Origin of the sequence: Symmachiella macrocystis (assembly GCF_007860075.1) — a bacterium.
Classification (GTDB): Bacteria; Planctomycetota; Planctomycetia; order Planctomycetales; family Planctomycetaceae; genus Symmachiella; species Symmachiella macrocystis.
In genome coordinates this window covers 3,860,778-3,882,222 of sequence record NZ_SJPP01000001.1, presented here as the reverse complement: position 1 = coordinate 3,882,222, position 21,445 = coordinate 3,860,778, and the positions used below count along the sequence as shown (strand labels likewise).

Sequence of the window (21,445 nt, the reverse complement as noted above, 5' to 3'; positions counted from 1 at the left end):
TCTCAGGGCATGTGATAATTCATGACAGATATGTTGTTTACACAGGCCCAATCCTTGCCCGGCCCTGTTGCACCACGATTTGCAGCCGACGATCACTTGCAACTTACTCTTCTGGTTGGTCGGTCGCATGAGGTTCCTTCAGCGCCTCGACTGCTGCTGCAGCGTCCTTTTGGTCATCGGCATCAAGGTCTGGACCCGACTGCGTATTCTCAGCAGCGGGTTCATAACTCAAGACAACCGACAACGGCAGATGATCCGACCCGATGGGTGGCAACGTCTGCAACGACACGACTCGAAAATCGTCGGAGTGAAACAAGTGATCCAACGGATACCGCCAAATCCACGATTTCGCATTAAACGTCGGATACAGCCCGCGCCCCTTGCGTGGATCGAGTAACCCGCTGACCTCTTGAAACAGGTCTGTCGTGCGTGACCAGCCAACGTCGTTCATGTCTCCCAGGACAATCGTGCTCTCACCGTCACGAATTTCTCGCCCAACAAGCACCAATTCACCGTCACGCTTAGTGGTGTCCTCCCCCGGCCGCGGCGGATTGGGATGGATCACAAACAGTCTGACCGGTTGTCCCGACGGAAGTTGAATCGTGGCATCGATCGATGGGATCGATTCTTTGACCATGGCTCGAATCTCAGATGAGACGATTTCGAGGTTCGAATACATGGCGAGACCGTAAGTGTTTTCCATCGGTTTTTCGACATGGTATTTGAACTGCTCACGGAGTGACCCAATATCATCGATCCAACGTTGGTTCACTTCACAGAGAACAACCAGATCCGGAGATTGCTCGTCGATCAAACGCAGCAGTGCGGCTGCGTCTTCATTTTCTTGAAGAACGTTCGACATCACAATCCGGAGCCGCTCGTCCTGGTCTTGCGACTGGGCCCACTCCACTTGATTCGGGGCAACGGGCAGATACGGAAAGATCCAGTACAATTGAATGACGATACTCGCCACCATCAACACCGCCGCCGGCTTCGCGTAGGGCTGTTTGTACAACACTCCCAATACCAGCAGCCAAAACAAATATGCGACTAGCAGCTGAACGCGCGGGAAGTCACCAATCCGGACCCACCACCAATCCACCGGCAAAAGCGGAGCGAATGCTGTGACGGCTAAGATTGCGGAGATAAACAGGACGAAATACATGAGCTTCCAGTTTTGTTTGTATGCAACCCCTCCGTCGGTCGCTTTGCCTTCGTCAACCGAGGGCGTCTGACCACCGGGAGGGGATGTTGTCGCAAATGAATTCGGTTTCACCATCAGCAGATCTCTAAATATGGCATGATTCGCGAACCGCCATATCCTTGTTTTCAATCCGCAAGGTTTCATGGTTACCGTCTTTTCTCAATATCCGTCCCTTGAGCAAACTGCAACCCCTGTGCCAAACTGCGGGATTGTGGCCCTGCCGTGCTTTACCATAGGGACTGTGATAAAAAACGCTCAGCGCGATCGACAGCTAGATCGAGCGTAGAAGTCGTGGCAAGTGTCAAAGACAGCTGAAAAGAATGACACAAATCATGCTCTTGGAAGTCAATCCGCTACAACCACGCTGCGCGACGAACGCCTGTCCCAATAGTGGGGCTAGCGATTATTTATGCCCCTCGACCGTAGTGTTTAGTCGGGGGCTGATGGTTCTGGTTGGGTCGATACCACATCGCCCTGGCGTTGTAGATAGGCCGTAACCATCCAACACAAAATCGCCCAGCATGCTCCCAGTGTCCAACCCGCTAACACATCACTCGGCCAGTGCACGCCGAGGTAAACGCGACTCATGCCGACGCTGATCGAAAGCAGTGCAGCTAGGAGCAGAAAATAGGCTTTGAGTCGTCGCCCGGTATGTACGCGAGCCAACAGCGCACCGAGTGTCAAATAGGTCGTAGCCGACATCATGGCATGGCCGCTGGGAAAGCTAGCTGTGAGAACATGAGAACCATGCGGCACCAGATCCGGGCGTGGACGTGCAAACTGCCACTTCAATAAATAGCTCACGACAAGTCCTCCGAGGACAGCTACCAGCACCAGCAGTGCCGCTGAATTGTTTCGCTGCAATAATAAATAACCAACGACGGCCAGAGTAATCAACGTGAGCACGCCAATGCCCCCCAAGGCCGTCATGTCGCGGACAAGTTCCTCGACCCACCGCGGTCCCCATGGATCGGAGAGATCACTTTGATCCCGCAATGAGAGCAAAATGGTACGGTCCACATGTTGGGTTTCCCCTGCGCGGACCTCCCCGGCAAGCTCAACAAATATCCATAATCCTGCGGTTAAGAAAAGAAAACCGACCAGCGTCGAAAGTTCGTGACTTCCCAACCAGAACATGAACCGGCGAAATCCGCTTGTGAACCTGTCGTACATCGTTTTTTATAACCCTTTCCAAACTCAGCCCGACCGCGTGAGGTCCTCTCAATTTCGTGACATTACCGCGTGCACAGCACAGAACTTCCCGCACAGGCCGTTGCATTCCAAGTTCAGCCACAGGCATTAAACAACCAGGGGAACATTGCAGCGTTCACGACCTTGAGTCATGCCCGAGTTGCATCCGGTCCCGATCACAACAGGCAATTTGCGAGCCAAAGTACTGGCGATCGCCAGAAAGCGGTATATTCGCTGCAAATTAGCAGCGGTCCCCCAGCTCGCCGCCTGCCGCTCGATCACAATGGTCGACGCGCGATCATCGAATTCGGGAACCACAGCATAACTATGATTCGCCAAGCAGCTTTTTCGATTTAAGAGGCGCAAGAACCGATAGGATTTCCATGAAGCCCCCGGCAGCGAGTTGCATGACAAGCAGCCTAAGAAATCGCCACTCACACCATGTGCCACCCGTCCAATTTGCACCCCCAAAGAACGCAGTAAGCCCATGTAATACATGGGCTTACGCAAATGAGGGCGCAGGGGCTCGAACCCTGGACCTACGGATTAAAAGTCCGTTGCTCTACCAGCTGAGCTACGCCCTCTGGGGTGATCGAATGCGCTTCGATCGGCGTCGTTCGACGCGATTTGGCGTCGTTTGGCGGGTTTTTTAATAATCCGCCAAACGGGTCGCTAGCTTAGCAATCGAAACACGATTCTAAAAGGGACCCGATGCCAGAAGTTGGCGGATTGGGGCACGATTTTTGGACTCTGGGTCGCGATTTTGTCCACCGGCACGCTTCATAGCCGACGGATCGAGCTGCTGGGGCACAATTTAGATCTGCGGACCGGCTTCGAGGATCTCTGAACTGGCTCCGGCGGCGTAGTTTTCGAAATTGCGGGCGAACATCGTCGCCAACTTTCCGGCCGTCTCCTTGAAAGCGGTCGGGTCTTCCCAGGTCTGCCAGGGCAAGAGAATTTCATCCGGCACATTGGGGCAGGTGGTGGGGATTTGAAACCCAAAAACGGGGTCTGTTTCGCATGGAACGTCGGCCAGCTCGTCGCTGTGGATGGCGTCAATGATGCCGCGGGTGTAGGCCAGTTGCATGCGTGCCCCGGTCCCGTAGGCTCCTCCGGACCAGCCGGTATTGACCAGCCAAGCGGAACTGCCGTGCCGTTGCATTTTTTCGGCCAACAATTCGGCGTATTTCGCCGGGTGCCAAACCAAAAAGGCTGCTCCGAAACAAGCTGAGAAAGTGGCTTGCGGCTCGGTGACCCCCATTTCGGTGCCGGCGACCTTGGCCGTGTAGCCGCTGATGAAATGGTACATTGCTTGCTCGGGCGTGAGCTTGCTGACCGGGGGCAAAACGCCGAACGCGTCGCAGGTGAGCAGGATGATGTTGCGGGAATGTCCGCCCACGCACGGGGTTTTGGCGTTGGGAATAAACTCGATGGGGTAAGAGGTCCGCGTATTTTCCGTAATGGACGAGTCGTGGTAATCGACCTCACGCGTTTGGGGGTCCATGACGATGTTTTCTAACACCGCTCCAAAACGGATTGCCGAATAAATGGTCGGTTCTTTTTCGGCGGACAAGTCGATCGTTTTGGCGTAACAGCCCCCTTCGATATTGAAGACGCCGTTGTCGGACCAGCAATGTTCGTCGTCTCCAATCAGAGCTCGGGAGGGATCGGCGGACAGAGTGGTCTTGCCTGTTCCGGAAAGCCCGAAGAACAGCGAGACGTCGCCCTCTGACCCTTCGTTGGCGCTACAGTGCATCGAAAGCACGCCAATCTTGGGCATCAGATAGTTCATGACCGTGAAGACGCCCTTTTTCATTTCACCGGCGTACTGTGTGCCCAAGAGCACAAATTCGCGATCTTCGAAACTGAGAGCGACACTCGTCTTGGAGGTCACGCCTGCAATATCGGGATCGGCAGCGGTGGCGCCGCTGTTATAGATGACGAAATCGGGCTCGCCGAATTCGGCCAGTTGCTCCGCCGTGGGGCGGATAAGCATGTTATGCATGAACAGCGCATGATACGCCTGGCAACAGATCACTCGCACCTTCAACTGATGTTCCGGATCCCAGCCGGCATAACCATCGAGGACGTAAAGGTATTTGCGGGAGTTCAGATACTCGACCGCTCCGGCACGGAGCTTTGTAAAGCTATCATGTTTGAGCTTGATGTTGACGTCACCCCACCAGATGTCGTCGCTGGTATTTACTCCATCGACGATGCGTTTGTCTTTGGGGCTGCGGCCAGTCTTTTCGCCGGATAGTGTTGCTAAAGCGCCGGTGGAGTTGATCTGGGCGCCCGCGCGGGTGATTGCTTTTTCATACAAGTCGGCGGGGGCTAGGTTTCGATGAATGGTCTCAACAGTGATGCCGTACTGTTTCAGCTCGACGTCCATGGCCATGATGATCCTTGTTGACAACGATGTGTCGGGAGTTTCCAAAGAATGAGTGAACTTATTCCTGTCCGTGATTTGGATGCAAGCCGACACATCCGTCGGGCGTCCGCCGATCGTAAGCGGCCCCTGAAGAGATTGTCCCAGTGTCAAGATGGGACGATGATTTTCATCATAATAGGTACAAGGAGAGAGATGTCAAACCCCAACATTTGGGGATTCTGCACAAGCAATAACTAGACACTAACGTGAGGCAATACGCGCTAGAAGGCTAGAAGGACTGGGTCGCGCCCCCATAATCCAACCATTCGGATTAAGTGGTGCAGAATCTTGTTGAGCGGAGAATTTAACGGGGCGAATTCCGGCACGGCGTGATTTTTGAGGCTAAACTTTGACGCGTAACCCGAGGAGATTCCTTCCCCCCAAACCTCTCCTCACCGCCTCCCGCCGTTTTTCGAAAGAACTCGGTGCGGAGGCAATTTCCCACCCCCGGGAGTCAGAGACATGCACCCAGCTCAATCCTCAAAGGCAAAGCCCTCTGCCAACGAACGCCCCTTAATCAGCCGCAGCACGATTGTCATTCTGCTCAGCTATCAAGCCGGCATGCTGATCGGGAACGGAATTCCGACGACGCTCTCAGCCATGATGTACTTGGCAGTCACGGTCGGCCTGATTTCCTACTTGGGCTTTGCGCTCGCGCGTCAGGAAAGCGTGCGACGGCGCGAGGCAAACAAGCATCGGCAGATCGCCCAGCAAATCGATCGCCGCATTCAAGCGCACATCGTCGACCCGCCTGTCCGGTCACCCAAGGCGCCAATCCAACCCAAGCTGCGTGCGGATACCGATTTTATCCCGGTGGTCAACAATTGGGCGTAAGAGCTCACTTGCGAGGGGGCTTACGGTCCCCCGAGGGGATATTCTCGCAAGAAGGCGGCGACCATTTCGCCGCGAATGCGGGCCATCAATTCAGGTGTCATCAAGCTGCCGTGATCTTTGCCGGGATAGATTTCGACAACGGCATCGCTGCCAAGTTTTTCCAGTGCTTCTTTGAGTCGCACGGTCGCCCCGTTGAGGTAGAACGTATCCTCGTCTCCCATGAAGACGTGAATTTTTCCCACCAGTTTGGGGCCGAGCGTTTGCCAATTCTGCGCAAGAATTAACCGGATGTCGTAATTCTCCCAGGTTTTGGCCACCGCGGTATCGACCGCACCGGTTTCACGGTCCCAGACGGACAGAGGCTTCCCATCTTTTCCACGGGGGCTGAAAACGGCTTCGAAGCTGTGCAGTTGTCCGCCATAATCCAGCGCCCATTCCATGTCAGCGAAATCCTGATACCACAACACCGGCTGATTTTTGATGCGGGCCAGCGGACGTTTTTGCCCATCGTGATCGACATACATATTTTCGCCGTCGTTGTATAAGTCGATTTGTTGAAAGTCGCGAAAATCGACCGGGTCCGGAGCAGTGCTCCAGGTGCCGCCGAAAAAGTCGGGATAGGCCACCTGCAACCACAGGCTCGACCAACCGCCTGAGGAATGCCCGGTGAGAAACCGCGCAGCTGGTTGATCGATAGTGCGGAATTCGTCATCAATGTGGGGAATCAATTCTTCGGTCAGCGCCTGCCCAACCGGCCCGTTGTTGGCCGAGTCGGCGAAGACGTGGTGTCCGCGAGGGCAATTGGGATCAAGCATCACGCGCATGAACTCCACCCCTTCCTCGTTGTTCTCCGCAACCGGTTCGTTTCGCCGGCCGTGGAAGTGCGTGCCGCTGAATCCGGGGATTTGATAGATCACCGGATAAAGCCGCTGCGGCTCGTCGTAGTAGCTGGCCGGCAGAATCACGGCGGCCTTCATTTCGACATCGCGGCCGTAAAAATCGCTGAGCAGCGGGCTGCGCATCACGACTTCTTTAGACCACTTTGATTCTTTGAATTTCGGGGGCTCGACCAATTGGTCGACGCGTAGATGCAGTGTTTTGGCCGGTGACTTGGCATCGACCCGCACCACGTTGCTGAATCCATTTCCAGCGCCTTGACCGACTTCGCGCTCATGGGGATTGAACCGCACGACCGCTTGAGCATGCAGGCCGTCCAGCGAGACCTCGGCAAATGATTTCGGAAACGTCCGTAAATCTTCCAGGTTGCCGGGGGCGATCTTGAGCGGTGTACCGGGTTGCCAATCCTTGACTTGCGTTGAAAGAAACGGCTCTGGGCGAAACCAATTGGGACCAAAACGTGGGGCAGGGGCTTCGCGTTTACTGAAAAACAAATAGACGCGGCCGGTAAATGGTTTGTCGTGGATGGCCGTATCAAAACTGACTTCAAATGCAAAATCCGAAGCTGCCGCCGGGGCGGGCCGATCCGACAGATAAAAGAAGAGCAGCCAAGCAAAAAAGAATAGCAGCGTCTTAGCTGACCGTCTGAGGAAACGACGTGAATTCGCCATGAGTTTGCTTTCAGTAGGGGCAGCAGTTGTGCTGATGGGCGCATGCGGCCAAGAGGGGGGCTATGCTTACAGAGCGACATTGCGATCTATCAAATAGTTTATGTCCCACACAGAAGACTTTCCAGCCCGGTCACGGCGGGGTGCTATTCGGCGCCTCGGTCGCCTATAATAGCGAACCTGGTTAGTCGAACTTGTCTCCAGACTGGCAAATTCGGGTGCGTTACAAGGCACTTTTCGAAGTAGGACAACAGACGCAGATCACGAAAATAGCGCGAACCACCAAATCTGGGTTCAACCTGTGATCCCTCCGTGACAATAAAAAGAACCCGCGAACTGCGCAACTTGGGAACACTGGCATGGGCAAAAAGAGCAAAAAAAGTAAAAAGAAAAAATCGACCGAGGATCCGAATTTCAAAACGATCGCCCGCAACCGTAAAGCGCGGCATCAGTATGAGATCCTGGACGAAATGGAGTGCGGCATCGTCCTGCAGGGGAGCGAAGTCAAAAGCGCGCGAGGAGGCAAGGTCTCGTTGGACGAGGCCTATGGCCGGGTGCAAGGGAACGAAGTCTATCTGGTCGGCTGTGATATCGCGGAGTACCCGCAAGCCAATCTCATGAATCACGAGCCAAAGCGGACGCGCAAGCTGTTGTTGCATCGCCGCGAGATCAGCAAATTCGCCGAAGCTGCCAGCCAAAATGGCCTAACACTCGTCCCCACGGCCATGTATTTCAAGAAGGGTGTCGCCAAAGTCAAACTGGCCACTGCCCGTGGACGCAAACTGCACGACAAGCGGGATAAGCTTAAAAAGGATACCGCGCAGATGGAAATCCGCCGAGCGATGACGCACCGCCGGTAGTGGGCCTAAGTAATATAGCTGAGTTGAGCCTGTCTTGCCCTTGGCAGTTCTGCATTGGAAACACCATTTTGGTGACGTGGAAAGCACGACTGGCATTACCGTGGTGAAACCGACCAGATCTTTTTAGTGGGATCTCAAAAAACCGTGTTTCTGCACGTTGTCAATTGCGCGCTCCGGCCTAGAAAGCCGCTGAGCGATGGGAAGTAAGTGGATGCGAGACATCCGCTTGTTTCCGTTAGTCGCTGACATCACCTTCTGCTGCATGCGCGATTCCGACAGCTAGACGGATTCGGCTAATCAGCGTCTGCGAGGTTTGGAACCGGGGCGAAATCTGGAACCGACGTTCGCTAGTCCACATCACATTTCTTGGAGACCGTTATGCGCATTCTGCTTTCACTTTCACTCGTCGGACTGACCTGGACAACCGCTGTCGCCGGTAACTGCCCCAATAGCCGACCCGTTCAACACACCTCGCCGCAGCGTGTGGCCTACTACAATCCCGCTCCACCTGCCGCTGCTGCCAAAAAGTCGAAACAAGCTGACATTGTCGACACAGCAGTCAAAGCCGAATCATTCAAGACGTTGGTCGCCGCCGTTAAAGCGGCCGGACTTGTGGAAGCACTTAAGAGCGATGGGTCGTTTACTGTATTCGCACCCACCGACAAAGCCTTTGCCAAATTGCCGGAAGGGACAATCGCCAATCTGCTCAAACCGGAGAACAAAAAAACACTGCAAGCGATTCTGAAGTACCATGTGGTGGCCGGTAAAGTGGCTGCGAAGGATGTGGTTAAACTCTCCAAAGCCAAAACGTTACAAGGCGATGATGTGGCAATCGCTGTCGCGGGCGGCAAGGTTAAAGTCAATAACGCGAACGTTGTGAAAACCGACATCGTCTGCAGCAACGGTATCATTCACGTGATCGATGCCGTGATTTTGCCTCCTGAGAAGACTCCGGAAGCATCGAATACGTCTAAAGCCAAAGCAGATGTTGTAGATACCGCTGTTGCCGCTGGGTCGTTTAAGACGCTGGTTGCTGCCGTCAAAGCGGCAGGCTTGGTGGAAACACTCAAAGGGGACGGCCCGTTTACGGTCTTCACACCCACGGATAAAGCTTTTGCCAAATTACCGAAGGGGACTGTGGAAGACCTGCTCAAACCGGAAAACCGTGAACAGTTGCAAGCGATTTTGACCTACCACGTCGTTTCTGGTCGCGTCATGGCTGCGGATGTTGTGAAGTTGCAGTCGGCCAAGACGGTCAACGGCGAATCGGTTTCGATCGCCACCAAAGATGGCCAAGTTCACATCGATGAGGCAACGGTTGTCAAAGCCGACATCGAATGTGCGAACGGCGTGATCCACGTAATCGACGCAGTCATGTTGCCGTAGGGGTTGGTTAGGGCAGTACGTCAATAGGGCGCCGGTGGCTATTACCCACGGCGCCCTATTTTCGTCATGATCAAGATTTCACCGTGTTCAATGAGGTGCGTTTTGGTCGCGGACCTGCACTTGCAACGCGCCGAGCATGCGGGTGAGTTGTTCTTCCTTACGATTGATGAAGAACACATTCTCCAGAATGATCGCTCGGCTTTCGCCGCGGGCCTGTAGGATCAGTCGTCCTGACCGCAGCAACACATACTCGAAGACGTCGTTGATCTCCTTGTCAATCCGTAAATTCGGTGCGGAGTAGCGTTTCAGGTCGCTGAGTATGCCGTGGTGATGCAACAGTTCGTTCGGGCGGACTTCCCAGTAGTCGAACTGCACGTTGATCGCCACAGCGATGAAGATCAGGCCGATCATCGTGGCAAAGAAGTAGAAAAAGTGGGAATTGGCGTAGGGGTGGAAAAGTTTGAGAAAGTCCGTGATTGCCGGGACCAAGTCGGGGTAGGAGCGAAACAACAACACGCCGCCGGTGATGATCGCCGCAACGAAGAAAAACAACGTCAACGAGGTCGTGCGGGGGAAATCGAAACTGAGCACGATCATATTGACCGCCAGGACGCACAGAAACAACGTCGTCACCAACACCCCGCTGGAGTCGGCCGGCTCGGCGCCCGAAAACGTCATGTACAGCCCGCAGAACAAGGCCGCCAAAAATGTCGGGTAGAGAAAGACAACTTTCGGATACGAAATCAAAAAGATGCTCTTGGGAATGCCGCTGGACGCAACCGAGGCGTCTTGGCTGATTTCCGGTGACGGTGATGTCGCTTCATCTGCCATGAGTATGTGTCCTTCCAAATGTTAGCAGAGGCTATGCAGGATATTCGTGGCAGCAGCCACGGCATTTTCAAACTTTAACCATCTTGCGGCAACGATGCCAGAGTCCGCCGGGAAACTTCCGGTAGTGACAACCGCCCACAGTAGGAACGCAATATCGGTGCGGTTGGATCACTCGGTTTTACGACGGCAGTTTAGAACAATAAGCTTGCCCTAAAACGCATTTGTTAGGTATACTCAAAATTGGTGGTCGAATGACTTGCTCGGCAAGATTCCGTTCTCTGCCACAGGCTCCTCCTGGATCGTGTTTTTGATCGGTGATGGAGTTGGCCCATGATGGGTCGCATGCGTTGGCGCGCCGCTGAGCGCCACATTGTGGAGCAGGTTTGCTCCCGCCGAATTGTGTTGCCGCGATGGCAGATTTGACCAATGGTAACGCCCCCGCGTAAAGCGTTTCCTGCCCCTTGTGTCGGACTGAGTGGGAACCTCCCTATCTGTTCATCGAACGCTGGGCTACGCAACTGCTGTAACCACCGGCAACTTGCTGTAGTGGGGAGCGGGGTGGACCTTCGTTTTGGACTGACGGATCTGGGTTTTGAAAAGGAGCAATCATGGGGCTATTTGAAAACGTCAAAAACGAGACGGTCAGCCGCTTGGCGATGCGGCCGGTGTTGACGATCAAGACAGGGTCAACAGTCCGCGATGTTGTCGAGAAATTGCGCGAGGCCCACTTGGGCTGCGCCATAGCTGTTGATGCGACCGGAAAGCCGCAGGGCATGTTTACCGAAGCGATGCTCCGCGGTCTGCTGGCGCGGGATCCGGCGACGGTCAATGATCCCATCGAGTCGCACTTGGCAAAGACCTTTCCCTGGGTAAAAACCAGTGACCCGATCGAAACCGTCTTAGCAGCGATGGAAACAAAAAACATACGCTTCGTTGTGGTCGTAGACGAAGACGGCGCGGTCGCCGGAATCACGGGCCAAAAAGGGCTGATGGAGTATGTCGCGGAACACTTTCCCGGCGAGGTGCTCGTGCAGCGCGTCGGATCCACAGGCTATCCCGAACAACGAGAGGGGGCTTAGACCATGGCCAACGAAAAACAAAACGAAACGCCCTTCCAAGATCCGTTGGAAAACTATGATCCACCGACATTTGACGATCCCATCGAGCAGGCATTGCACGAGGAAACCGTGATGGCGATTCAGTCACGGCCCTATGCCTGCGTCCCCATCGACACAACCGTAGAGGAAGTGCTGCAAACATTGGTCGGTGAAGGGATTGCTTGCGTTTTGATTGAGAACCAAGGAAAACTGATGGGGTTGGTCAGCGACCGGGACATTCTAGAAAAAGTGGCGCTGGAGTACGACGACGTTAAGAACAAATCAGTGCGGGAAGTGATGACCGCCAGTCCGATCTATGTCGACGAATCTGAATCGGCCGCATCGGCACTGGCAGTGATGGCGGTTAGCGGGTATCGGCACGTGCCTGTCGTAGACCTGAAAGAAAACATCGTAGGTATCGTCAGCCCGCAGCGGGTCACCAAGTTCCTGCGGAAATGCATGGACGACCAATAACATCCAATCGATTTGCTGCGGTTAGATGCCGGCGGCCGATTCCCAATAGAAAGACGAATCATGTTTTCTCATGAAATTCACTGCCAATACTACTCCCAAGAAGACCTGCTGGGAGCGGGGTGTTTGGACATTCGCATGGCCATGCAGGCGGCAGAGGAGGCGATCATTGCCTTTGATCAGGGGGACGTAATCTTTCCTGATAAAATCGTGCAGATTTTTAACGATGAAACCCAGGAGCGAATCAACTGCCTGCCGGCGACGTTCAAAACTCGCAAGATTTGCGGTGTGAAGTGGGTGTCGGTCTTCCCGCCCAACCCGGTCAAACATGGCATTCAAAACCTCTCGGCAGTGATCATTCTCTCGGAAATCGAGCACGGATTTCCGATCGCTTTCATGGAAGGAACCCTGTGCTCCAACATCCGTGTGGGGAGCATGGGAGCACTCGCTGCGAAACACTTGGCGCGACAGGACGCGGAAACGATTGGATTCATTGGTGCCGGCGAGCAGGCAAAAATGCATTTGATTGCGATGAAGACCGCCCTGCCCTCGCTGAAAAGCTGTTACGTCGCTGCCAAACTCCCCAGCGAAGAAGCACAATTCCTGGCAGAGATGTCGCCGATTTTATCCGACATGGAAATTGTCGCGTGCGACTCCGATCTGCAGCGGGCCGTGGTCGATGCCGATGTCATCGTGACCGCTACCAGTGCACAGGCACCTTTGCTCAAAGCCGACTGGATCAAGCCGGGAGCGTTCTACAGCCACGTCGGGGGCTGGGAGGATGAATTCGCCGTGGCCAAACTGTGCGACAAAATTGTGTGCGATGATTGGGAGACCGTCAAACATCGCACACAGACCCTCAGCCGCATTTATCAAGCCGGGGAAATGACCGACGCAGACATCCATGCCGATCTGGTTGATGTCTTAATGGGCCGCAAACCGGGACGCGAAAACAACGAAGAGCGGGTCTATTTCAACGCCGTGGGATTGGCCTACGTCGACGTCGCCATCGCCGTCGCCATGTACGAACGAGCCGCAGAAGCGGGCATGGGACAGGATCTGAAGATCCAACACGAGATGATTTTCGAGCACGCGCATTTGAAAGATTGGGTCCGCGTGTGATGCCGCCCGGGCTTGAGCACAGTTCCCCGAAGCGAGCGCGCAGCAGGGGTTTCGGGGTAGCCGCGATGGCGCAGACCCCGGGGCGGGCGCAGCCCGCAAGAAGCCGCAATTTCCGCGCTCTGAAACGAGCAAAGTCTCGTTGACAGGGACAGTTGAAATTGCTGTCTCTTGTGCCTGCGGCACACCCTGTAATTGTTGCCCCGCTTAAAAAGCTACGTCGCGACGCATCCTACGGGGAGTGTCCCTCGCTCGGATCAATCATCGAGCATTGTTTGATAAAATTGCTCGAACAGATACCGGCTGTCGTGGGGGCCGGCGGAGGCTTCGGGGTGGTATTGGACTCCGAAGGCGGCGTGTGTTTTATGGCGGATGCCGGAAACGGTGTCGTCGTTGAGGTTCACGTGCGTGACTTCGACGTCATCGGGCATCGTTTTGGCATCCAGCGCGAAACCGTGGTTTTGCGAGGTGATTTCTACGCAGCCGGACTGTTTGTTCATTACCGGTTGATTCGCGCCGCGATGGCCGAATTTCAACTTATAGATTTCCATCCCGGTGGCCAATCCGAGCAATTGCTGCCCTAAGCAAATCCCGAAGATTGGCTTTTTGCCGAGCAATTCCTGGATGGTACGAATTGCATAATCCAGCGGTCGCGGGTCACCCGGGCCGTTGGAAAGAAACACGCCGTCTGGTTCGAGTGCTAAAACCTCGGCACTGGTGGCAGTTCCCGGCACGACCGTGACGCGGCAATTCATGTCCGCTAAATGTCGCGGGATGTTCCATTTCATGCCGTAGTCGATGGCAACGACATGTGGTTGCGGTCCGCTTGCTGGTTGTTTTTCGATCGTCGAGGCAACGTTGGCCCAGGGGGAGAGTTTCTCGTCCCAGTTGTATGACTTCTCGGGAATGACTTCGTTGACCAAATCGCGACCAACGAGACCTGGGCTGGCTTTGGCCTTGGCGACGAGCGAATCGTCGTCGAGATCGGTTGTGGACAACACGCCGGTCATGGCGCCGGCGGTACGGATATGTTTGACCAAGGCCCGCGTGTCGATGCCGGACATTCCAATCACACCGGCCTCGGCGAGGTAATCTTCCAGCGCAGCGGAAGAACGGAAATTACTGCGGCGGCGGCTGAGTTCGCGAACGATGAACCCTGACAGCTTTAATCCGGAGCTTTCGACATCCTCGGGATTGACCCCGTAGTTGCCGATCAGCGGATAGGTCATCGTGATGATCTGACCGCGGTAGGAGGGATCGGTGAGGATTTCCTGGTAACCGGTCATGCTGGTATTGAACACGACTTCGCCGGAGATTTCTCCAGCGGCACCGAAGTTTTCTCCAGTAAAAACGGTCCCATCTTCCAGTGCAAGTTTGGCGGCGGGCATGGGCGGAGTCTGGCTCAGTTCATCATCCGGGCGGGTGTCGCTGACATCGGCATTTCTGCAGGTTTGGCGCGGACACCGGGCGATCTGCCAAACGCTTCCGTTTTAGCAGACCGCCGTGCGGATGAAAAGCGACTCCCATCGTGGAAATCGACTTGAGGCTTGAGGGGACAGGATTGAGGACGTGTACCGCGCTCGTTTAGCCCCACTCCCTCGCTGTGTTAGCCTTCTGCGTGTGTGAGGACAAAATCCTCAAAGCGAATTTCACCGTTGCCCGACAGACCAGCAAAGGCTTCGGACATCAGGCGATAGAAGTGTTGCCGACGAACATGGTAGAAATTGTGTTTTCCGTCGCGGCGAGCTTCGATCAATCCAGCGACGCGGAGTAGCGCCAAGTGATGGCTGACAGCCGGTTGGCTTTGGCCCAGGCGGTCGCACAATGCGGTGACGTGTAATTCGCCCTGCTGCGTGAGATACAGCAGAATCCGCAATCGCGTTTCGTCAGACAACAATTTAAAGACTTGAACCAAGTCTTTTTCAAGCTGCTCGGGAAGTTGCGGAGCGTCGGTGTCGGAGCTCGAATCATCGACAGCGGTTTCGTCGTGGGGGATGACGTTGGAGATCATAATCTCCTCTTAGCTTTCAGACTGTGAGAACGTTTAACCGGCGATTCCGGCATAGTTCTCGAGTGAACGGTAAAAACGATGCGACGAGCACCAAAAGTTGGCCCGGAAATGCGCATCACAACGTTGGGCGTACAGACAACGTGGACGCCCTTAGGGAATCTTTGGATTGGTGAAAAACGATTAGACTGGCTTTTAAAAAAAGACGTGCCCATGGCGCAGCCCAAGAAAAGGGTGCCGCCACGAAATGCTCAGTACGCGTTTTTCGCCGTTACGATAGAGAAGAATTCTCTCAAGATAGGGTGCTTTAATACGGCGCGACTTCGTACCTCGCTACTCTACTGTTAAGGACTCAAATTACCTCTTCATCTCGCATTATTACCGTCACATGTGCAAACGTCAATAAGATTCGCCTAATTTTGCAATTGAAAGTCCTAGAACGACGTCCAGGCAGATCCCGAGAATTGAGTCAAAACCGTCGCCGCGCGAACTGCTGCGTGTTATGTTAGCGAGCAGAACCGATGCCAAACTTATCGCCCAACGGAAGATAATATTGTGTGGCGCGGAGGTCGCACACATTAAGGAGACGTCAACTTTGAAATACATCATGCTCACCCTCGTCGTCCTGTCCTGCAGCAGCGGAGTTGTACTCGCGCAAAGTGATGCCCCGAATTGGACCAAGGTCACCGACAAAGCGGCTTGGCAGCCGCGCGACTCGCAAGGAGAGGTCGTCTTCAAGGATCAACTCTGGGTGCTCGGGGGTTGGTTCGGTTCCTATGAAGCGCCGCCCCGCGATGTTTGGAAATCCGCCGATGGGAAGAACTGGTCGTTGGTCGACAAGCAGGCACCGTGGAAACATAGCGACTTGCCGATGACCGTTGTGTTTAACGACAAGATGTGGTTGATGGGGGGCTGGTACAACGGACGCTTGCCCGGCCACTCCGCCAGCAACGAAGTCTGGTCGACGAGCGACGGTTTGAAATGGGAGCAAGTGACAGACAACGCCGGTTGGTCGCCGCGTCTAGCTGCCGGACTTGTCGAATTCAAAGGGAAGATGTGGATTCTGGGCGGCACCGAAAATTATTACTTCGGCGACGAAAAGAGCTTGAAGAACGACGTCTGGTCATCGACCGACGGCAAGACGTGGGAATTGGCCACGGACAACGCCCCCTGGTCGCCGCGGGCGTATCATGCGGCGGTGGTCCACGACGGAAAAATGTGGGTCCTGGGAGGCGGGAACTACGTGCCGGAGTATTCGGCAAACAACGATGTCTGGTGTTCCGAGGATGGCAAGAATTGGACACAAGTCACGGCAGAAGCCCCCTGGGGTCCGCGACTTTGGTTCTCAGCAGTGGCCTATCGCGACCGCATGTGGGTTTTGGGAGGATGGTCCAACAATCCCTCGACGAATCTGGGGGACGTCTGGTATTCGCGAAACGGTCGGGATTGGACGCAATTGAAATCAGAGATGATCTGGAAAGAACGTCACGAACATTCCGCCTACGTGTTTCAGGACAAACTGTGGATTGCCGGGGGACACGCGCGGCCGCTGAATAATGAAGTCTGGTCGCTGGATGTTAGTTCCGAATGGCTCGACGACCATTGAGACCAACGGTCGATTCCAGGCAAAAGCCTGACGGCGTGAAAAAACTTGACTGCGTGAAAAAGTTCGGTACGATGGCGTTCAGGTGTAAGCCTTCACGTAATTGGTGCGATGCGCTGGATCAGTGCGTGCAGGAGTTTGCCACTCGACATCCCGTCCTTTCATGAGGTGCTCGTCATGATTTCTGTTTGGCCTGCAAACCGTTGCACTTTCAGCTCGGTCAGCAATCGATCTCTTAGTGCCTCTCCGCTCTTGCGCTCGAATTCTCACGGTCCGGTTTCTCACAGACCGCTTCGCAAATACCGCTAAACCTATGGTTTTCCCTAAGTCCGTCGAAGAAAGTTAGACAATTCGCGAACGACAAGAATCTTAGTTCTTGAGTGATCCGAATTTAGAATCCTTAAAACACCCCTCCTGTAATTTCTTATAGAGGCCGCTCATGACCGCAGCGAATGAAACCCCGGATGTTTCCGCGTCGCCGGAGGAAATCCAAGCCGTCGACCAATTGAATGCGCAGTACCAACACATCTGCGGACAAATGGGAGGCGTGATCGTTGGGTTGGAGGATGTGGTCGAGCAAACGATGATCGCGATCCTGTGTCGCAGTCATTGCATTTTGCAGGGTATGCCGGGATTAGCGAAAACGATGTTGGTCTCGACGCTCTCGTCGCTGTTGCACCTCTCATTTCGCCGCATTCAATTCACACCCGACCTGATGCCGGCCGACATCACCGGGACCGACGTGTTGGAAGAGGACCACACGACCGGCAAACGGGTGTTTCGATTCATCAAAGGTCCGTTGTTCGGCAACATCATTCTGGCCGACGAAATCAACCGCACCCCGCCCAAGACACAAAGTGCCCTGTTGGAGGCGATGCAGGAACGGCAATTGACCATCGGTGGCGACACCTATCCGCTCCCCGACCCCTTCTTCGTGTTGGCCACACAAAACCCCATCGAGCAAGAAGGGACCTACACGCTGCCCGAAGCACAGTTGGACCGCTTCATTTTTAAGATTCAGCTGGGTTATCCCTCCTTCGAAAACGAAGTCGAAATCTGCAAACGAGCGACGACCGAATACGCCGCCGAGACCCAACCGGTGCTGACCGCCGAGCAATTGATTCAGATGCAAAACGTGGTTCGCAAAGTGCCGGTGGCGGACCATGTTTATAAGTTCGCCGTCACGCTGGCGCGAATGACGCGGCCCGAGGAAGGGAAACTTCCCGATGACCTGCAAGACATGGTGCAATGGGGCGCCGGACCGCGGGCCAGTATTTTCCTCTTAATGGCCGCCAAAGCGCGGGCGATTCTGCACAAACGCTATCACGCGACCGCCTCGGATGTCGCCCACGTGGCACTGCCAGTATTGCGGCACCGGATCATTCCCACCTTCAACGCCGAAGCAGCGGGCGTTTCGACCGACGATATCATTCGCAAACTGATCGCACAATTGAAGCCGCCGCAGGCACGGCAAGAACGTTCAGGTGCTGCCGTGGCGGGGAGGTAGTTGGCGATAGTGGCCGGTGGTTAGTGGCCAGAGAATATAGTGAGACGGTGATCATTTTTCCTACAGTCTAAAGCCTATCCCCTTATGTCAACCGCGCCGAACGGTATTGAGCTTTTGGATTCCGAAGCCTTGGGCAAGGTCGGGAACTTGGAATTGTTGTCGACGAATGTCGTCGATGGCGTCTTGTCTGGGTTGCATCGTTCGACGCTCAAAGGGGGCTGTTTCGAATTTGCCGAGCACCGCGCCTATTCCGCCGGCGATGAAATCCGCCTGATCGATTGGCGGGTCTATGCCAAGAGCGATCGCTATTACATTAAGCAATTCGAAGAAGAGACGAATCTGCAAGCGGTGATGGTGGTCGACGCCAGTGGGTCGATGCAATACGGGCATTCAACGGTCTCGAAACTGGACTACGCGCGAATGGCATGCGCCTGTTTGTCTCGACTGATGTTACGGCAGCGCGACGCGGTTGGGATTGCCTTGATTGATCAAAAGATGCGGCAATATATTCCTCCGCGAGCGCACGCACATCATTTGCAGGCGATTCTCGATGCTTTGCGCAGGAACGAGGCGGGGGGCATGACCTCGTTGGCGGGGAACCTGCAGGAAGTCGCCCGCCGTATCAAACGCCGCGGTCTGATCGTGATTTTCTCCGACTGTTTTGGGGAATTGGAACCGTTAAAAAAGGCGATCCACCACCTGCGGTTGCGGGGGCATGAGGTGTTAATCTTTCACGTGCTGGCCCCCGAGGAACGGACGTTTCCGTTTGATCGTTTTTCGCAGTTTGAGTGTTTCGAAGAAGACGGCCTGCGGATCGATCTCGATCCCCCCTCCGTCCGGAAGGCCTATTTGGAGCGGATGCGGGTCTACTTAGAGGATCTGCAAGAAAGCTGCGCGCGGCTGGCGTGTGATTACGTGCCGCTCTCGACGGAAGACAATCTGGGAGACACGTTGGCGTATTACCTCAACCGCCGTGCGGCCCGGATCAAGAAATAATTCGCCCAACCGATCGATTCCAAAACAATTGAATTAAAAATCGGCATGCAGAGCACAACAAGATTATGAGTTTTCTGAGTGGCATATTTCTGTGGGCGTTGCCGTTGGTCGCGGTTCCGGTGTTGATCCATCTGTTCAATCGCCGCCGCCGCGAAGTCGTGCAGTGGGGGGCCATGCAGTTTTTGTCCGACAGCCTCACAAAAAAGCGGCGGATCATGCGAGTCGATGACTTGATCCTCATGCTGTTGCGGGCGCTGGCGATCTTGATGATCGTGGCGGCGCTCGCCCAACCGATGGTGCAATCCCAATGGTTCGGCAGTACAGCGGGGCGGGATGTGGTGATTGTCATCGATACGTCGCTGTCAATGTCGCGAGAACTCGACCAGGGAACTGTGTTCGACCGGGCGATTGAACGGGCGAATGACCTGTTGGCCGAACTGAGCGACGGAGATTCAGTGCGGGTGTTGCTTGCGGGAAATCGTCCGCACTGGTTGACCTCCTCCGCCGCGGTGGTTGATTCCGCTACGACCGACCAACTCAAGCATGCACTCTCTGAATTGGAGCCTACGTTAGCCACAGCCGATCTGTTTTCCGCGGTTCAAATGGCCGCTGATGCTGTGCCGGCGAGCAGTGCGACTTCGCGAACCATCGCCGTCTTGACCGACGGTAGTCGGCATGGTTGGCAAAGCGACGCAACGGCCGCTTGGACCGGCGTAGAACGACTCATCGAGCAAACCGCGATTCCCACGGTGGTGAACGTGTTGGAATTGGCGGATGTTGATACCGAATGGACGAACATTTCGGTGGACCAGTTACAAACCTCAAGAAAATTAGTCGGCGTCGAGGACGAATTCACCGTACGGGCGGTGCTGACCAATCGTGGTCCGCAACCGACTGCGGCTATGTTGCTGAATTGGGAGTCCGACGGCGAGCCATTGGGCGTCTCCTCCATTGAGCCGCTCGCGCCCGGTCAGTCGGTCACGATTCCTTTCCAACACGAGATCGAAGAGGCCGGCGTCAGTTCCATTCAATGTCGCATCGACGGCAGCGACAACTTGAACGCCGATAACGTCGGCTCGCTGGTGGTCGAGGCGGTCGAGCGAGTGCCGTTGTTGATTCTGCGGCCGCAAGACGACGAGATCAACGGCCGCAGCGAATCGAGTTATTTGCTGGCGGCTCTGGGCCAAGTTCAATCGATTGACGACGACGATGAGCAGGCGATTTCCGTCTTCCAACCAACCGTTGCCCAATTCGACGAATTAGAATCGTTGAGATTGAGCGATTATTACGCGGTCGTGATGGCCGATGTCCCACAATTGTCCGACGAGACCACCGAACAGTTGTCGGACTATGTGCGCAGCGGCGGCGGGTTGTGGATCGCGCTCGGTGAACAGGCCGATGCGGAGACCTACAATACTCTGCTGTATCAGGAGGGCCAAGGCGTCGCGCCGTTACTGCTAGAAGAGCCGACGGGCGATGCGAACAATCGCGACAAATTTGACATGGTCCATCCCCCCGAAGCTGAGCATGTCGCTACGGAATTGTTGGGCGATACGCAGCGATTGGATGTCGACGAAGTCAAAATCTATCGCCGCCACCAATTTCGCAATCCGGGATCCGACAGTGGAATCTCGGTGTTATTGCGTTCCGACCGTGGAGCGATTTTGGCGGCCGAAAAATACTCAGGCGAGGGGCGTGTGATCGCCCAGTGCATGCCGGTCGGGTTGAGTTGGAGCAATCTGCCGTTGTGCCAAGTCTATGTGCCGATGGTGCACGAATGGCTGTGGTACCTCTCCGAACCGGCGGTCGCCAAACGCAATCTGCAGCCGGGCGAACCGCTCCTGTTTTCTCAGGATGTCGGGCAAAAGGAATCGACGGCGTTACTGCAGCCGCCGGTCGGTGAGCCGATCGAGTTGTTACCCGAATTGACCGACCGCCATGAAGTTTTCGAATATCACCGCGCCTTTCTGCCGGGCAATTACTTGCTAACGGTTAATCCCGGGGCCAATTCCGAAGTCCTAGTGCCTTTTTATGTTCAACGAGATGCCGCTGAATCGGATTTGACGCTACTGGACGAACCACAACACGCACTCTTGGCCCAAGCGGGCGGACTACGATTTACCGAGGAGTTATTATCGGTGCCGGCGGGGCAGACTGTGGAAATCCGCCGTGAGCCGATTTGGAGTCTGTTGTTGACGGCGTTTTTGCTGTTCATCGTTGTGGAGATGTTGATTTCCGCTTGGTCGACCAACCGGCGGTACGCATACCGTGCGGCGCCGACCGTGTGATGAAGTTCCACCCCGCAATACCGTAGGCGGACTGGTTCACGTTTTCTCTCGAAT

At 55.0% G+C, this 21,445-nt stretch carries 18 protein-coding genes and 1 tRNA gene; 10 read left to right on the top strand and 9 right to left on the bottom strand.

The window, feature by feature from the left end; all coding sequences use genetic code 11:
• Nucleotides 1-103 precede the first annotated feature (103 nt).
• The 5 genes from CA54_RS15015 to pckA form a co-directional block, all read right to left on the bottom strand.
• Nucleotides 104-1,279, bottom strand: a complete 1,176-nt coding sequence (locus tag CA54_RS15015; RefSeq protein WP_231963073.1) for an endonuclease/exonuclease/phosphatase family protein — start codon at nt 1,277-1,279, stop codon at nt 104-106.
• Between the two features lie 354 nt (nt 1,280-1,633).
• On the bottom strand, nt 1,634-2,377 hold the full coding sequence (locus CA54_RS15010; RefSeq protein WP_146371597.1) for a phosphatase PAP2 family protein: 744 nt from the start codon (nt 2,375-2,377) through the stop codon (nt 1,634-1,636).
• Between the two features lie 126 nt (nt 2,378-2,503).
• On the bottom strand, nt 2,504-2,734 hold the full coding sequence (locus CA54_RS15005) for a hypothetical protein (RefSeq protein WP_146371595.1): 231 nt from the start codon (nt 2,732-2,734) through the stop codon (nt 2,504-2,506).
• A gap of 172 nt (nt 2,735-2,906) precedes the next feature.
• Nucleotides 2,907-2,979, bottom strand: a tRNA-Lys gene (locus tag CA54_RS15000).
• Between the two features lie 230 nt (nt 2,980-3,209).
• Nucleotides 3,210-4,793 carry a phosphoenolpyruvate carboxykinase (ATP) gene (gene pckA, locus CA54_RS14995; protein ID WP_146371593.1) on the bottom strand — a complete coding sequence of 528 codons (1,584 nt, stop codon included), beginning with the start codon at nt 4,791-4,793 and terminating at the stop codon, nt 3,210-3,212.
• 495 nt (nt 4,794-5,288) lie between these two features.
• On the opposite strand from pckA, the gene CA54_RS14990 reads away from it, so the two are divergent.
• A complete protein-coding gene (locus tag CA54_RS14990; RefSeq protein ID WP_146371591.1) occupies nt 5,289-5,660 on the top strand; it encodes a hypothetical protein in 372 nt (123 codons plus the stop codon).
• A 20-nt stretch (nt 5,661-5,680) separates the two neighbouring features.
• Here the strand turns inward: CA54_RS14990 and CA54_RS14985 are convergent, their stop codons facing one another.
• The gene (locus CA54_RS14985) at nt 5,681-7,228 is read right to left on the bottom strand and encodes an alpha/beta hydrolase-fold protein (RefSeq protein ID WP_146371589.1); all 1,548 of its coding nucleotides are present in this window, start codon (nt 7,226-7,228) and stop codon (nt 5,681-5,683) included.
• 356 nt (nt 7,229-7,584) lie between these two features.
• Between CA54_RS14985 and smpB the strand changes: the two genes are divergently transcribed.
• Both smpB and CA54_RS29830 read left to right on the top strand, forming a co-directional pair.
• Entirely contained in the window at nt 7,585-8,085 is a 501-nt protein-coding gene (gene smpB, locus CA54_RS14980) for an SsrA-binding protein SmpB (protein ID WP_146371587.1), read from the top strand.
• Between the two features lie 378 nt (nt 8,086-8,463).
• Nucleotides 8,464-9,471 (top strand): fasciclin domain-containing protein, encoded by a 1,008-nt coding sequence (locus CA54_RS29830; RefSeq protein ID WP_146371585.1) that lies wholly within the window; start codon nt 8,464-8,466, stop codon nt 9,469-9,471.
• A gap of 87 nt (nt 9,472-9,558) precedes the next feature.
• On the opposite strand, the gene CA54_RS14970 is transcribed toward CA54_RS29830, so the two are convergent.
• Entirely contained in the window at nt 9,559-10,302 is a 744-nt protein-coding gene (locus tag CA54_RS14970) for a hypothetical protein (protein ID WP_231963072.1), read from the bottom strand.
• Between the two features lie 608 nt (nt 10,303-10,910).
• On the opposite strand from CA54_RS14970, the gene CA54_RS14965 reads away from it, so the two are divergent.
• Genes CA54_RS14965 through CA54_RS14955 form a run of 3 tightly spaced genes read left to right on the top strand, consistent with a single transcriptional unit; the run spans nt 10,911 to nt 12,992 of the window.
• Nucleotides 10,911-11,381, top strand: a complete 471-nt coding sequence (locus tag CA54_RS14965; RefSeq protein ID WP_146371583.1) for a CBS domain-containing protein — start codon at nt 10,911-10,913, stop codon at nt 11,379-11,381.
• 3 nt (nt 11,382-11,384) lie between these two features.
• Complete coding sequence (locus CA54_RS14960; protein ID WP_146371581.1) at nt 11,385-11,873, top strand: CBS domain-containing protein; 489 nt, start codon at nt 11,385-11,387, stop codon at nt 11,871-11,873.
• A gap of 60 nt (nt 11,874-11,933) precedes the next feature.
• Nucleotides 11,934-12,992 carry an ornithine cyclodeaminase family protein gene (locus CA54_RS14955; RefSeq protein ID WP_146371579.1) on the top strand — a complete coding sequence of 353 codons (1,059 nt, stop codon included), beginning with the start codon at nt 11,934-11,936 and terminating at the stop codon, nt 12,990-12,992.
• A 254-nt stretch (nt 12,993-13,246) separates the two neighbouring features.
• Here CA54_RS14955 and carA read toward each other — a convergent pair whose 3' ends face one another.
• The gene (gene carA / locus CA54_RS14945; protein WP_146371577.1) at nt 13,247-14,377 is read right to left on the bottom strand and encodes a glutamine-hydrolyzing carbamoyl-phosphate synthase small subunit; all 1,131 of its coding nucleotides are present in this window, start codon (nt 14,375-14,377) and stop codon (nt 13,247-13,249) included.
• Between the two features lie 218 nt (nt 14,378-14,595).
• Nucleotides 14,596-15,000: an ArsR/SmtB family transcription factor gene (locus tag CA54_RS14940; protein WP_146371575.1), complete on the bottom strand. Its 405-nt coding sequence runs from the start codon at nt 14,998-15,000 to the stop codon at nt 14,596-14,598.
• Nucleotides 15,001-15,592: 592 nt separating this feature from the next.
• Here CA54_RS14940 and CA54_RS14935 point away from each other — a divergent pair.
• The 4 genes from CA54_RS14935 (at nt 15,593) to CA54_RS14920 (ending at nt 21,391) form a co-directional block, all read left to right on the top strand.
• Complete coding sequence (locus tag CA54_RS14935; protein ID WP_231963071.1) at nt 15,593-16,603, top strand: Kelch repeat-containing protein; 1,011 nt, start codon at nt 15,593-15,595, stop codon at nt 16,601-16,603.
• Nucleotides 16,604-17,039: 436 nt separating this feature from the next.
• Entirely contained in the window at nt 17,040-18,107 is a 1,068-nt protein-coding gene (locus CA54_RS14930; protein ID WP_146371573.1) for an AAA family ATPase, read from the top strand.
• Nucleotides 18,108-18,191: 84 nt separating this feature from the next.
• The gene (locus CA54_RS14925; protein WP_146371571.1) at nt 18,192-19,103 is read left to right on the top strand and encodes a DUF58 domain-containing protein; all 912 of its coding nucleotides are present in this window, start codon (nt 18,192-18,194) and stop codon (nt 19,101-19,103) included.
• Between the two features lie 65 nt (nt 19,104-19,168).
• On the top strand, nt 19,169-21,391 hold the full coding sequence (locus CA54_RS14920) for a BatA domain-containing protein (protein WP_146371569.1): 2,223 nt from the start codon (nt 19,169-19,171) through the stop codon (nt 21,389-21,391).
• The last annotated feature ends 54 nt before the right edge of the window (nt 21,392-21,445 follow it).

What these genes read in the sequence shown, in the direction of transcription:
- CA54_RS15015 (WP_231963073.1), bottom strand. Translation starts at nt 1,279, where the DNA reads ATGGTGAAACCGAATTCATTTGCGACAACATCCCCTCCCGGTGGTCAG.
- CA54_RS15010 (WP_146371597.1), bottom strand. Translation starts at nt 2,377, where the DNA reads ATGTACGACAGGTTCACAAGCGGATTTCGCCGGTTCATGTTCTGGTTG.
- pckA (WP_146371593.1), bottom strand. Translation starts at nt 4,793, where the DNA reads ATGGCCATGGACGTCGAGCTGAAACAGTACGGCATCACTGTTGAGACC.
- CA54_RS14990 (WP_146371591.1), top strand. Translation starts at nt 5,289, where the DNA reads ATGCACCCAGCTCAATCCTCAAAGGCAAAGCCCTCTGCCAACGAACGC.
- CA54_RS14985 (WP_146371589.1), bottom strand. Translation starts at nt 7,228, where the DNA reads ATGGCGAATTCACGTCGTTTCCTCAGACGGTCAGCTAAGACGCTGCTA.
- smpB (WP_146371587.1), top strand. Translation starts at nt 7,585, where the DNA reads ATGGGCAAAAAGAGCAAAAAAAGTAAAAAGAAAAAATCGACCGAGGAT.
- CA54_RS29830 (WP_146371585.1), top strand. Translation starts at nt 8,464, where the DNA reads ATGCGCATTCTGCTTTCACTTTCACTCGTCGGACTGACCTGGACAACC.
- CA54_RS14970 (WP_231963072.1), bottom strand. Translation starts at nt 10,302, where the DNA reads ATGGCAGATGAAGCGACATCACCGTCACCGGAAATCAGCCAAGACGCC.
- CA54_RS14965 (WP_146371583.1), top strand. Translation starts at nt 10,911, where the DNA reads ATGGGGCTATTTGAAAACGTCAAAAACGAGACGGTCAGCCGCTTGGCG.
- CA54_RS14960 (WP_146371581.1), top strand. Translation starts at nt 11,385, where the DNA reads ATGGCCAACGAAAAACAAAACGAAACGCCCTTCCAAGATCCGTTGGAA.
- CA54_RS14955 (WP_146371579.1), top strand. Translation starts at nt 11,934, where the DNA reads ATGTTTTCTCATGAAATTCACTGCCAATACTACTCCCAAGAAGACCTG.
- carA (WP_146371577.1), bottom strand. Translation starts at nt 14,377, where the DNA reads ATGCCCGCCGCCAAACTTGCACTGGAAGATGGGACCGTTTTTACTGGA.
- CA54_RS14940 (WP_146371575.1), bottom strand. Translation starts at nt 15,000, where the DNA reads ATGATCTCCAACGTCATCCCCCACGACGAAACCGCTGTCGATGATTCG.
- CA54_RS14930 (WP_146371573.1), top strand. Translation starts at nt 17,040, where the DNA reads ATGACCGCAGCGAATGAAACCCCGGATGTTTCCGCGTCGCCGGAGGAA.
- CA54_RS14925 (WP_146371571.1), top strand. Translation starts at nt 18,192, where the DNA reads ATGTCAACCGCGCCGAACGGTATTGAGCTTTTGGATTCCGAAGCCTTG.
- CA54_RS14920 (WP_146371569.1), top strand. Translation starts at nt 19,169, where the DNA reads ATGAGTTTTCTGAGTGGCATATTTCTGTGGGCGTTGCCGTTGGTCGCG.